At 69.7% G+C, this 12,701-nt stretch carries 9 protein-coding genes and 1 pseudogene; 2 read left to right on the top strand and 8 right to left on the bottom strand.

Annotated elements, in window-relative coordinates; all coding sequences use genetic code 11:
- Nucleotides 1-13 precede the first annotated feature (13 nt).
- The 3 genes from ACSMXV_RS04385 to ngcE are packed head-to-tail and all read right to left on the bottom strand — an operon-like array spanning nt 14 to nt 3,252.
- A complete protein-coding gene (locus tag ACSMXV_RS04385) occupies nt 14-895 on the bottom strand; it encodes a carbohydrate ABC transporter permease (protein WP_473176383.1) in 882 nt (293 codons plus the stop codon).
- 10 nt (nt 896-905) lie between these two features.
- Nucleotides 906-1,820, bottom strand: coding sequence for a carbohydrate ABC transporter permease (locus tag ACSMXV_RS04390; RefSeq protein ID WP_473176384.1), 915 nt, complete (start codon nt 1,818-1,820; stop codon nt 906-908).
- Between the two features lie 22 nt (nt 1,821-1,842).
- The gene (ngcE, locus tag ACSMXV_RS04395) at nt 1,843-3,252 is read right to left on the bottom strand and encodes an N-acetylglucosamine/diacetylchitobiose ABC transporter substrate-binding protein (protein ID WP_473176385.1); all 1,410 of its coding nucleotides are present in this window, start codon (nt 3,250-3,252) and stop codon (nt 1,843-1,845) included.
- Between the two features lie 258 nt (nt 3,253-3,510).
- On the opposite strand from ngcE, the gene ACSMXV_RS04400 reads away from it, so the two are divergent.
- Nucleotides 3,511-4,590 (top strand): substrate-binding domain-containing protein, encoded by a 1,080-nt coding sequence (locus ACSMXV_RS04400; protein ID WP_473176386.1) that lies wholly within the window; start codon nt 3,511-3,513, stop codon nt 4,588-4,590.
- Between the two features lie 11 nt (nt 4,591-4,601).
- Here the strand turns inward: ACSMXV_RS04400 and ACSMXV_RS04405 are convergent, their stop codons facing one another.
- Together ACSMXV_RS04405 and ACSMXV_RS04410 are read right to left on the bottom strand one after the other, a co-directional pair.
- Complete coding sequence (locus ACSMXV_RS04405) at nt 4,602-6,341, bottom strand: DUF2264 domain-containing protein (RefSeq protein ID WP_473176387.1); 1,740 nt, start codon at nt 6,339-6,341, stop codon at nt 4,602-4,604.
- A 58-nt stretch (nt 6,342-6,399) separates the two neighbouring features.
- Complete coding sequence (locus ACSMXV_RS04410; protein ID WP_473176388.1) at nt 6,400-9,303, bottom strand: polysaccharide lyase family 8 super-sandwich domain-containing protein; 2,904 nt, start codon at nt 9,301-9,303, stop codon at nt 6,400-6,402.
- Nucleotides 9,304-9,656: 353 nt separating this feature from the next.
- Between ACSMXV_RS04410 and ACSMXV_RS04415 the strand changes: the two are divergent.
- A pseudogene (locus tag ACSMXV_RS04415) lies at nt 9,657-10,085 on the top strand (hypothetical protein); the annotation flags it as partial.
- On the opposite strand, the gene ACSMXV_RS04420 reads toward ACSMXV_RS04415, so the two are convergent.
- From ACSMXV_RS04420 to ACSMXV_RS04430, 3 genes are all read right to left on the bottom strand, one after another.
- A complete protein-coding gene (locus tag ACSMXV_RS04420) occupies nt 10,063-10,965 on the bottom strand; it encodes a hypothetical protein (protein ID WP_473176389.1) in 903 nt (300 codons plus the stop codon). The pseudogene ACSMXV_RS04415 and the gene ACSMXV_RS04420 sit on opposite strands and share 23 nt — an antisense overlap.
- Nucleotides 10,962-11,750, bottom strand: a complete 789-nt coding sequence (locus tag ACSMXV_RS04425) for a MerR family transcriptional regulator (protein ID WP_473176390.1) — start codon at nt 11,748-11,750, stop codon at nt 10,962-10,964. Before ACSMXV_RS04425 ends, ACSMXV_RS04420 begins: the two co-directional genes overlap by 4 nt.
- A 117-nt stretch (nt 11,751-11,867) precedes the next feature.
- Entirely contained in the window at nt 11,868-12,545 is a 678-nt protein-coding gene (locus tag ACSMXV_RS04430) for a uracil-DNA glycosylase (RefSeq protein ID WP_473176391.1), read from the bottom strand.
- Nucleotides 12,546-12,701 lie beyond the last annotated feature (156 nt).

A 12,701-nucleotide genomic window follows, 5' to 3' on the forward strand; every position in this document is an offset into this window, starting at 1 on the left:
ATGGCGGCGGTCGTCACTTGAGTGCCCCCGCGGTGAGGCCGGACTGGATCTGGCGGTGGAACAGGACGTAGACGATGAGCAAGGGGATGATCGAGATGCTCAGGGCCGCGAACAGCCCGCCCCAGTCGGCCTGGTAGCCGGCCTCGACGGAGATGTTGCTGATGCCCTGGGTCAGGACGAACTTGTCCTCGGCGTCCCCTGGCAGCAGCGCCAGCGGCAGGAGGTACTGGTTGGCCTGGCCGATGACGTTGAAGATGGTCAGGCTGACCAGCCCGGGCTTGGCCATCGGCAGCATGATCTGGAAGAAGATCCGGACGTGTGAGCAGCCGTCGATGAGCGCGGCCTCGGCCACTCCTGTGGGCAGCGTCTTGAAGAACGCGGTCAGGAAGAAGACCGTGAACGGCAGCGAGTAGGCCGCGTAGGCCAGGATCAGCCCGGTGTGCGTGCCGAGCAGCCCGAGGTTGCGCACCACGAAGAAGAGCGGCACCAGGGCGAGGAACATGGGGAAGGTCATGCCTGCGACGAACAGGTAGTACACCGCGCGGTTGCCGGGGAAGGTGTAGCGCGCGAGCACGTAGGCGGCCATGGAGCCGAGCAGCATCGTCAGCGCGACGCCGCCGGTGACCACGATCACCGTGTTGAGCAGGTAGCGGCCCACGTGCGCGGTCTGCCATGCGCGGACCCAGTTGTCGAGGCGGAGCTCGCCCGGGAGTGACAGCGGTGAACCGAAGATCTCGGTGTTGTTCTTGAAGGACCCCAGGAAGACGAACACCAGCGGCACGATGACGATCAGTGCCCAGAAGGCGAGGCCCACGTGGGCGAGCCGCATGTAGACCGAGACCTGCTTGCGCGCGGCCCGCTCGGGAGACGCGGCGCGGGGCCGGACTTCGCTCATCGATACCACGTCAGAACTCCGTCTCTTCACGGTTGCTGGTGAAACGCATGGTCACCATGGCGAAGGTCATCACGATGAAGAACAGCACCACCCCGAGAGCGGAGGCGTAGCCGAAGTTGTAGTTGGTGAAGGCGCTCTTCCAGACCTGCATACCGAGCACGGTGGTGGCCCCGTCGGGACCGCCCTCGTCGACCGAGAGCACCTTGATCAGCACGAAGTAGTCCAGGACGCCGATGCCCAGGTAGATCCAGCCGGTCTGCACGTGGTTGCGCAGCAGCGGGAGCGTGACGTTGAAGAACGTCCTGCCCCGGCCGGCGCCGTCGATCGCGGCGGCCTCGTACAGCTCCTTGGGGATGGCGGCCATGCCGGCCGAGAAGAGCACCAGGTAGAAGCCGACGTGGGACCAGACCATGACCGCGATGATCGACCACAGCGCCAGGTCGGGGTCGGTGAGGAACCCGACCGGGGCGATCCCGGCCTTGCCGAGGAGGCCGTTGAGCAGGCCGCCCTCGTCGGGCCGGTAGACCAGCTGGAACAGCACGCCGAGGACGGCGATGGACAGGACCTGGGGGAAGAAGAAGACGATCTTGTAGATGGTCGAGCCGCGCAGCCCCCGTATCGCGTTGCCCGCGCTGCCGCCCGCGACGTTGAGGAGGAAGGCGAACAGCAGCGCGATCGCGATGGTGAACAGGGGCACGGTGAGCAGCAGCTGCCCGTGGTTCCTGAGCGCCTTCCAGAACATCTCGTCCTGGAACACCCGGGCGAAGTTGTCCAGCCCGACGAGCCGGACCTCGGGTGACAAACCCCGCCAGTCGGTCATGGAGATGTAGAAGGCCTGCAGGTACGGCCCGATCACGAAGACCAGGTAGAGCGCCACCGGTGGGATCAAGAACCCGATGACGAACGGATACTTACCGTGCCGCATGATCAACGCGCTCCGTTCAGGTTCAGCGAGAGAACTTCTTGATGGACGAGTCGGCCTTGACCGCCGCGGCCTTCTTCTCCATCCGGTCGGCGAACTCGGCCGGGGTGGTGTCCTCGAAAAGCAGCGCGAGGGTTGCGGAGATGAGCTCCTCCTTCATCGGCGCGTACCACTCGGTGAGACGGACGTTGAAGACGTCCTTCCCGGCGGCCACCAGCGCGTCGGCGGCGCTCTTGGTGCCCGGCGTCAGCGTGAGGCCCTCGTAGCTGTCCTTGACGACGGTGAGCGCGCCCGTCTGCTTGGTGAAGCCGGACGCACCCGCCTTGGAGACCATCTGGCGCAGGTACTCCATGCCCGCGCCGGGGTTCTTCGCCTTGGCCGGGACGCCGAACGACTCTCCCGCGGTGGCGCGGACGGCCGCCCCGGGCAGGGCGTCGGAGGAGGTCAGCCTCGGCACCGGCATCATGGCGAAGGTGAAGCCGGACGGGGTGTCCTTCTTCATCTCGCTCTCCAGCCAGCTGCCGGAGGGGTAGAGGGCGAGCTTGCCCTGGACCTGGCGCAGCTGGGCCTCGGTGTGCATGAGCCCGGCGTACCGCGCGTCGACGTACTTACGGGCGAACTCCTTCCACGCGGTGAGCGTCTCTATGACGGCGTCCTCCTTCCAGGCGCCGTCCTCCAGGTTGTCGATGTTCTTGAGGACGTCCAGCCCGCCGGCCTTCCCGGCCTGGGTGAGGATGGCGAACGAGGCGTAGTCCGCAGCGTTCTTGCCGCCGAGGCCGAAGGGGTCCATGCCGGCCTTCTTGATCTCGCCGGCCAGCTCGGTGAAGTCGTCCCAGGTGGTGGGGACCTGCCAGCCGTTCTTCTGGAACAGCTGGGCGTCGTACCAGAGGCCGTAGACGGTCTGCACGTACATCAGCCGGTAGAACTTGCCGTCGACGGTGCCTGCCTCGATCGCGCCGGGGGCCAGGACGTCGCGGACCTTCGTGTCCGGGTCGTCCACCGTGGGGGCGTCCAACAGCGGGGTCAGGTCGGTCAGCGCTTCGGACTGGATCAGCGCGCCGAGGTCGAGCTTCTGGAGGGTGCTGACATCGGGCACGTCGCCGCCGACGAAGCGCGGTTGGAGCGTCTCGACGATGTTCGGGGTGCTGGAGTGCTTGATCGAGAGCTTGGGGAAGGCCTTCTGCAGCAGGGGCTGGTGCACCTTGGTGGCGTAGGCGTCGCCGTACCCGCCCTTGAAGATCACGGCCTCGAGGTTGCCGCTGTTGGCGACACCGAACGGGTTGGCCTTGCTGGTCGCTCCCTTCGGCGCGGCGGTTCCGGTGGAGGAGTCGCCAGGGGTGGCGCAGGCGCCCAGGACGCCGGCGGAGGAGACGGCAAGGGTGGAGGTCCCCGCCCAGCGGAGCAGTTGCCGCCGGGAAATCTGGGAGCGAGACATGGTTCTCCTTGATCAGAGACGTGGGGAACGAGTGATCCGCGAGCATCTGGGAGGCAGGTCACGGCTTCCGTGGATTGTGGGGGCCGGTCCAGAGCACCGGCAAGGGCCAATCCGAACATCGAACATGAACGAACATCAAGTGTTCACGGCCCATTCTGACCAGGCGTTATTTGTTTGATGCGGCAGCTAGACGGGCTGTCATGTGTGCGATCTGGTCGGTAAGGTGCGTACGAATGAACATCCGACGGGGGGTCGAACATGCACGCTACCCAGAGGCAGGACGCCATCCTTCAGCTCCTGCGCAGGTACGGCTCTGTCCGGGTGACCGCGCTGGCGGAGCGGTTCAAAGTCGCTCAGCTCACCATCCGCCGGGACATCGCCCTGCTGCACGAGCGCGGCGATCTCGTGCGCGTGCACGGGGGCGCGGTCCTGCCCCGGCCCGGCGACGACGCGCCCGCCGGGGCCGTCGAGCCCGCCGTGCCCAGGCCCGGCAAGCAGCGAGCCATCGGGATGCTGGTCCCGGCGGCGACCCTCTACTTCCACGAGCTGATCCGGGGCGCGCAGACGGCCGCCGCTGCCCACCATGTCAGGCTCGTCGTGGGGGTCTCCCGCCACGATCAGCAGGAGGATCTGATCCAGGCCGAGAGGCTGCTGGACGCCGGGGCCGAAGGGCTGCTGCTGACGCCCAGCGCCGCCGCGCCCGTACCGGCGTGGGCGCCGACGTTGCCCGTGCCCGTGGTGTTCGTGGAACGCCGCCAGCCGGTGGACGTCGATTTAATCGAGTACGTGGCATCCGATCACGAGTTGGGCGCGGTCCAGGCCCTCCGGCACCTGGCGGAGCTGGGCCACCGCAAGATCGCGGTCATCACACAGACCACGCCGACCTCGGCCCTGATCCATCGCGGATTTCAGATGGTCGCGGACGCCATCGGGCTCGACAAGGACGTCCCGCTGGTCGACATGTTCAGCATGGAGGGGCTCGACGACGTGCTGGAGGCGGCGCTGTCAGCCGGGGTGACCGCCGTCCTCGCCCATTCGGACGACGTCGCGATCTCCGTGCAACAGCGGTTGCTCAGCCGCGGCCTGGGCGTACCCGACGACGTCGCCCTTGTCGCCTACGACGACGTGTTCGCCGCGCTCGCCGACATCCCCATCACCGCCGTGTCCCCGCCGCGACGGGCCATCGCGCGCACCGGGGTGGAGATGCTGCTCCGGCGCATGCGCGCGGGGGACGGCCCGATCAAGCGCCATGTCCACCTCATGCCCACCCTGCGCGTCAGGACCTCCACCATGGGAGAGCGGGCGCCTCTTCCCGCTCCTGAGCGGGAAGAGGCGTGAGGCGTCGCCCGTCAGCCGCGGGTGACCGAGACCCGGCAGCGCAGGATGTGATCGCCCGGCTCCAGCGTCCCGCGGAGCATGGGCAGGACGGTGCGTGGATGCATCAGGTGAGAGCCCGCCATCGGCGTCATGGCCTCGCCGGCGCGCCTGCGGCCGCCCGGTGAGTGGCAGACGATTTCGCTGGAGATCCCGTCGGCCGCGGCACTCGCGAACCCCTTTTCCTCGACGGTTCCGGAAGGTGTGCGGCCACGCGCGCGCAGCGGGACGCAGAAACCGCCCTCGGCCGTGTGCAGCGGGCGGGCGGTGGTGATGCGGTGCTCGCGCAGGTGCCCGCCGACGTCCGGGGTCAGGCGGGTCTCCACGGCCACGTCCGGCCAGGGGCTCCAGCGCACGATGAGCGTCTCGCCCTCGAGGACGGCCTCCCCGTCGGTCCGGGTCCGCCATCGCGTGCCGTCGTCGGACAGCGCCAGGGTGCTGTCGAAGGCCCCCTGGTGCAGGCTCGCCGTGTCGAGGGGGACGCTGAAACCGGCCAGGGAGGAATAGGTGAACTTGGCGTACTTGGCCGCCGCGCCACGTGGGTTGAAGGCGGGCGGACGCTGCCCGGCCAGCGCGACGACATCGCCGTGCGCGTCCCGGGTGAGGACCATCGCCGCGGCCGGCTGGACACTGATGGTCTCTGTCGGCGCCGGGCCGGAGGGGTCGCAGGTCCAGAAGGGATGGCCGGCGGGCGCTGCGAGCGCGGCGAAGACCTTGGTGCCCCAGTACGGCGAGCCGCCGCCGATGTACTCCTCGACGACTGCCGCGTTCGGATAGCCGTAACCCGGGGTCAGCGAGCCGTCCTCGGCGGCGAGCGGCTGCCGCCACCACCAGGCCAGGTTGCGTTCCGCCAGTCCCCGCGCCACCGGCCAGTCCACAGCAGGCAGATCGGCCGCGGCGAGCGCGGACCAGAATGAGCCCTGGGCGAAACGGTAGGCGAGGCTGCGGCCGAAGGGCACCGCCGCGCCGTCCGCGGCGAACCAGTGCTGGAACTGCGCCGCGAACTCGGAGGCGCGGCTGCGGTACAGCGCGGCCCTTTCGTCGTCCACGGCCTTCAGCGAGGCGAGCAGCAGGCTGTAGAAGTGGAAGCCGAACGGCACGTAGTAGTCGCGTGCACCGTGGTCGCCGTCGGCGTACCAGCCGTCGGCGAGGGCGAAGTCCTCGATCCGGTCCAGGTGCGCGTCCGCGACCGCCTCGTCGACGGGCACGCCCACGGCACGCAGCCCGGCCGCGGCAAGCACGGGGAAGAAGCGCCAGTTGTTCTCGTGCGGGCGGGTCAGCGCGGCCGCCGACAGCCAGTCCGCCAGGCGCTCTTGCTGCCCGGCGCTCAGCGGATCCCACAGGTACTGCGGGGCCTCCGCCAGGGCGTAGCCGACCGCGGCGGATTCGACCACGCGCTGCTCCAGGTCCATCGGTGGGCCGATGTACCAGGCATGGTCCGGATCGACCGCGGCGGCCAGAGCTGTACGCGCCTGGTCCCACTGGGTTTCCGCGCCGGTCAGCCCGCCGGCGGCGTGGGCGGCCAGGCCCCACAGCGGGCGGGCGACCAGCTCGAACCAGGTGGCGCCCGGGTCGTTGGTGCTGCCGTGCACCGGCTGGCGTCCGGGGCCGAGCGCTGCCAGCCGGGTGGCCGGGGCGGCGATCGCGACCAGGGCGTCGGCCCAGGCGTCCCGGCTGGTCGGAGCGGGACCGTGCAGTTGGAGCAGAGTCGGCATGATTCCTTGGCTTGTCAGTCGGTGATTCGGTCGGTGATGAGGTGGAGGAACGCGCGATTCAGTCGGTGATGAGGTGGAGGAACGGCTGGTTGGCGGCGTTCTCCCGGCTGTTGAGCAGGACCACAAGCCCGGCGGCCTGCTGCGCGAGGGCGATGGTGGCGGTGCCGTCGCCGGAGAACTGGGTCTGCACATGCGCGGTGACGTCGAGAGGCACCCAGTCGTTGACGGAGCCGATCGGGCGGGAGGACAGGACTGTGCCGAGGGTGGGCTGGCTGTCCCAGGTCAGGCCGGTTTCGGTCCAGCTGTCGTTACTGGCGGAGTACGCGCTGACCGTCGATTGGGTGCCGCCGTTGTCGGCGGTCCTGCCGTACACCCAGAGCACCGCGCGGCGCGGCGCGACGGGCAGGCCGGACACGTCGAACTTCAGGAACGAGCGCCGGGCGTATCCCGCCGTGGTGTTCTTGACGACCAGCGTGGTGTCCGCCCCGTAGTTGGTCGCCGCGTAGGAGCCGTCGCGGACGTACGCGTCGGCTGTCGGTGCGAGAGACCGCGAGCGCCCGGCCGTGACCGCCGAACCCGTGCCGAAGGTGATGGTCCGGGACGCGCCCTGGCTGCCGCCCACCTCGACCACCAGGGTGATGGGGTCAAGCCCCGTCACCTGGACCTCGGCGTCGCCGCTCGCCGTGACGTAACCGGAGCGGTCGATCGTCACGGTGACCGTGGTGGCGGCGCGGGTGGGGTCGGCGACGCTGACGCTGAGCGTGCCGCCGCTCTCGCGCATCAGCACCGAGCAGGGCTTGGAGACCGTGATCGGACCTGCCGTGCCCGCGGTGAAGAAGTTGGCGGTGGTCACCCCGGTGGCGCTGTCGGTGATGGCCTGCACGTTCGCGGTGTTGGCCAGGACGCTGACCGTCGGGCTCGCGGCGCGCGCGGCGGTCGTCGTGGCGGTGGCACCGGGCAGGAGAATGTAGGAGTAGGAGCCGCTGCTCGGGTCGGTCCCGTGGTCGAACCAGAGGGTGACGTAGGGACGGGTCAGCGAGGTGGTGGAGGCGTCGGTGTTGATGTCGTGCCACGACCCGGTGCGGGATTCCCGTAGTGCCTTGAACGTGGCGCCGCCGGGGAAAACGTAGCCGCCGAAGCCCTTGAGCGCGGCCCATGAGGCGCCGGTGAACGTGGCCGACCAGCCCAGCGTGGCCGGTTGGGCGGTCCCGTCGACGGTGAAGGCGGTCGAACCGGTGGCGCCGAGGTTGCGGTTGTCGATCGTGGTCTCCACCGCGTACCCGTCGCTCGACGTGATCCCAGCGCCCAGGCAGACCACCTGGTCGTCCAGGCAGAACCAGGACTTCTTGGCGGCCAGCGTCGAGGTGAGTCCCCTGGTGTCCTGGCCGACGGCGGAGTACGTGCCGTCGGTGGCGCCGCCCACCCACACGGCGCCGGTGGGCACCGGTCTGCCGAAGGAACCGCCCTCGGCGTCGGCCAGCGGCTTGCGCGACACGGTCGTCCCCGGAAGCCGGTACGGGTCGACCGTCGGCCAGAAGGCGTCGGAGTACTGCCCGTTGCCGAACGTGTCGCCCCACCAGTACGTCATCCCGGAGTCGGTGTGCCAGCCCCGCAGGTTCTCGCCGTTGCCCGTCTCGTAGAACGTGGTCCTGGCCGAGCACATCGCCACCGCGAACGCCCATCCCGTTCTGCGGTGGGTGGCCCGATCCATGGCGCCGAAGACCCGGCTGGCAACCGGCTCTGCGGAGGGGGTGATCGAGGTGTCGTCGAGCACCGCCTGCCCCCGGGCCAGCGCCGGGACCTGCAACGACCTGTCGGAGAGGAAGGGGCTCCAGTAGTCGCGCTGCAGCCAGCCCTTGGCCATCGCCTTCCACTTGGCCGCCTGTTCGGCCGACGCCGCCTCGGCCAGCAACAGCAGGCCGCTGATCATGGCGTGTCCGCGGGTGTGGTCGTCCTGCTGGATGCCGAGCGGGTTGCCGGCGCTCCTGATCCCGCGGCTGATGGCACGGCCGGACTGGCCGTCCATCATGAGTCCGTTGAACAGGAAGGGCGCGGTCGCGGCGATGGCCGCGTCGAAGAGGACCTGCCGGCTGGTGTCGGTGATCGCCCAAGTGGAGCCGGTGAGCAACATCAGCAGCCCGGCCAGCCCGTTGACCAGGATCTGGCCGTACGTGCCGACGTAGGGGACGGTGTGGTGCTGGAGGAACGAGCCGTCGGCGTAGAAACCGTCGTCGTCGCGCACCAGGGGGAACACCGGCGACAGCGCGTCCCGCCCGGTCGTGATCTTCGCCGGGCTCTTGCCGAGGATGCCGCGCAGGATGAGCACCTGGCACAGGTCGACCCGGTTGCCGCCGGTGCTGGAGCCGCTGTAGGCGGCCACCGCCGAGTCGGGAACGAAGTGATCGACAGCTGACAGACAACCGCTGATCTGACTGCTCGACAGCGACGGGTACACCAGCGCCATGGTGTCCAACAGCGGCTTCGGCGCGCCGATCTGCCAGTCCCACCAGTTGTCGTACGTCGTCGTCGTGGGTGTGTAGGCGTTGGCGTTCATCCAGTCCAGGCCGCTGATGATGTCGGCGAGCAGGTCGGTGTCGCCGGTCAGGCCGGTGCCGGGCAGCGCCCAGGCCTGCGCCATCGACCTCAGCCTGGTGAAGCACGAGGTCACGTTGGAGCTGCCGTACGCGCTGCCGACCGGCAGCTCCGGCCACAGCGACGAGGATGCCGGGGCCATGGACGACTGCAGGGTCGAGGCCGTGGCGCCGATCTGGGCGAGCTGCCCGGCGAACGGCTCGGCCGAGGCGTCGTAGCCCGAACCGATGATGGTCTTGCTGACCCAGCGCTCGCGCAGCACGTCGTACTCGTCGGCGGCGTAGGCCGGGCGGGAGACTGAGGTGACGCCGAGGCCGACGCCGGTGAGCGCGGCGATGCGGAGCAGCCGCCGACGGCTGATCTGGGACATTGCGGCTCCAAAGTAGGTGAAACTGACGAAGGTTGAAGCCGTCCCAGGGCCAGCACGGTGGCATGGGCCACCGCTGTTCGGCAAGGGCGACCGAACAACTTGCTTGTTCGGGTGTTCGTTTGTGTGCGATCGGCTGTTCCGGTCTTGACCGCTCCCGCACGCCGGCCGGACGATCTGATCCCTGGCCGTCCCGCCGGACCACCTCCTGAAGCATCGCCAACCTCCTGCCGAGGCATCCGCAGATCAAGGCGGATCTCGACATCGTCAACGCCGCCTATGGGCCGGCCGTCGCGGCGTTCCCGGCGGGCGCCATCACGGCCGGCCGGGCAGCCGGGATACTGATCCGGGTCTGCGGCTACGTCGCCTTGGTGGGAGCCCAGTTCATCGGTCGCCTCATCGGCGACCGGCTCGTCGACCGCCTCGGCCAGCGCACCGTGGCCCGCGCCGGCGGCGTCATCGCCGCGGCCGGCGCGGACCTGGCCCTGGCCCGGGCCACAGCGCCCGGGACGATCCTCGGTTTCGCCGCGGCACGGTTCGGGGTGGCCACGCTGGTTCCCGCAGCGATGCACGAAGCCGATGAGCTGCCCGGCCTCAAGACCGGTTCTGCGCTGGCCATCGTCTCCTGGCTCATGCGCATGGGCTTCCTGCTCTCCCCGCCGGTCGTCGGGCTGATCGCCGATGCGACCAGTCTCCGAGTGGGCCTGCTGGTGGTGCCCGCCGGCTCGCCGATCCGCGGCCGGCCGGACACGGGCCGCTCGGTCACCGGCTGCGGGTGCGGCTGACCGAGTCGGAGCCGGGGGTGTCACCGATCCGGTTCGTACCCGCGGACGGGCCGCGCGCCCGCAGCGCGGCGACGGCGGACGCGGGGTCGTCGGCGTAGAAGCGGAATGCGCGGGCCTCGGCGGGCTTGCCCAGGGCACGTACGTACCGCACCGGCTCGGTGAGCTCGACGGTGACCGTCGTCTGGCCGCCCACGGCAATGTCGGCGACGCCTTTCTCATCCACGACGGCCAGCTTGCCGTCCGGGAATTTCCGGTCCAGGCGGACAGAGGCTATGCGGTCGGCCGGGATGCGGATGTCCAGCAGGGCGCCGTAGCGCAGGCGCAGTGAGCCGTCGGCCCCGATCACGTGCGGGCGCACCACGCAGGAGGCGTGCAGGGCGAGGACGAAGTAGCAGCCCCAGATGTCGAGGACGAGAGTGACGGCGTGCACCACAGGCCAGGGGATCAGCAAGGCGAGGGCCACGGTCTCGACGATGCAGACGAAGAGGAAGCCGTACATGACGGCCGTCTGACCCGGGGCGTACGGGACGGGCAGGTCGCCGTCGCGTACGCCGTGCGGGCCGCGGCGGGTCACCCAGCGCAGGAAGCTGGTGGAGAGGAAGAACTCATGGGCGGTCAGCTTGCGCACCGGCGCCGGGACGGTGTCGGCGAGCGCGGCCAGGAAGGCGGGGCGGCGGTCGAGACCGTCGCGGCGGTGCCGGCGGTAGTCGAGGGAGAGCAGGGCGGTCGCCGCGGCCATTGGCGCGAGCACCGCCAGCTCCACCGCCAGCCGGGCGGCCGGGGCTATCCGTACCCCACCGGCCACGCACAGGACGAGCACGAGCTCGCCGGGTACGAGTGCGGCGAAGGACCAGCGCACGGCCTTTCTCAGCGCCTTCACCTGGCACGCTCCTGCAGCAGCTCGATGGCGCGGCGCACAGCCGCGGCCTGGGCGGGGGCGAAGTCCGCGAAGAAGGCGTCCGCGAAACCGCCGTCCTCGCCTACGCCGCCGTCGTCCGGGATGGTCATCGCCTGCGCCGCCATGCTGTCGACGATGGCCCGGGCTGCCTCCTCCACCCGTGGGTCGTCCTCGGCGGCCTCGGCCAGCTCGTCCAGCTGGGCATAGACCTCGTAGGCGCGTTCCATGGCCTCCGGATCGGCGCTGAGGCTGTGCACCATGGCGTCGAGCCAGCCGCGGTCGCCGCCTGGCGAGCCGGTCTCCAGCAGGGCGAGCAGCTCCCGCTCCTTGGCCGCCATCGCCGGCTCCGGCCCGGGCAACCGCGCCGAGGCGCGGGCCATGTCGTCGAAGATGGCTGTGAGCTCGGGGGAGACGGGAGCCTCGGCGGGCAGCCGCCCGGTCTGCTCTGCCTGCTCGAGCAGCCGGCCCAGGCGGGCGCGGCGCTGCCGGATGGCCTCCTCCTGACGGGCCAGGTCGGCGTCCAACTCGGCGAGGATCTCGACGAGATCCTTGCCCGCGTCGTCCGCCAGCACGTCCTTCACCTCGTCCAGGCTCAGGCCGAGCTCGGTCAGCCGACGGATCCGGGCCAGCTCGACGGCATCGCGCAGCGAGTACTCGCGGTACCCGTTGGGCTGCCGCGGCGGCTCGGGCAGCAGCCCGATGCGGTGGTAGTGCCGCACGGCACGGGTGGTGACGCCGGCGATGCCGGCGAGCTCTCCGATTCGCATGGCACCAGTAGAAACGTTGTCGCTGCGACAAGGTCAAGCGGCACGGTTCACGGCGGACGGCGTCGGCCACAGACCAACGGCATCCCACACAAGTCCCGGACTGCCGGCGGATGAGGCTTATGGCAGGCGCCAGTCCACCGGTTGGGCACCCTGGCGCACCAGAAGGTCATTAGCACGGCTGAAGGGCCGTGAACCGAAGAAACCGCGGTCCGCCGACATCGGCGAAGGATGGGCGGACTCGATCGCCGGGAAGTCGTCGAGGAATGGCCGCAGATTACGGGCGTCACGCCCCCACAACACGGACACCAGCGGCTTGCCGCGCGCAACCAGAGCACGAATGGCCTGCTCCGTCACTTCCTCCCAACCCTTGCCACGATGGGCCCCGGGCTTGCGAGGTTCTGTGGTCAGCGCCCTGTTGAGCAACAGCACGCCTTGTCGGGTCCACGGGGTCAGATCACCGTTGGAGGGACGGGGAAGCCCGAGGTCCGTCTGCAGCTCCCGGTAGATGTTCTCCAGGCTGCCCGGCAACTGGCGTACGTCAGGTGCGACCGCGAAGCTGTGCCCGATGGCCATTCCTGGAGTCGGATAGGGATCCTGACCCACTATCAGAACCCGCACCTCGTCAAAGGGCTGCTGGAAAGCGCGCAGGACATGTGCCCCAGCCGGAAGATAGGTGCGGCCGGCTGCGATCTCCGCACGCAGAAAGTCACCCATCGCGGCGATCCGCTCGGCCACAGGACGCAACGCATCCGCCCAACCGGGCTCCACAAGTTCATTCAACGGTCGTGCTGCCACAGCGCGTCACTCTACTGGTGTGCGAAGTCCGCTCCCGAATCCGCCGACGCGTCACGGCACTCGTCCGCTGCCCTCACGCCTACCCGCTCAGGTCGCGCGCGGAGTCCGCGACGCGTGTACGCGACCTGCCCAACGGTCCCACGAGGCCCGGGGATA

This window comes from Streptomyces sp. DSM 42067 (assembly GCF_055792885.1).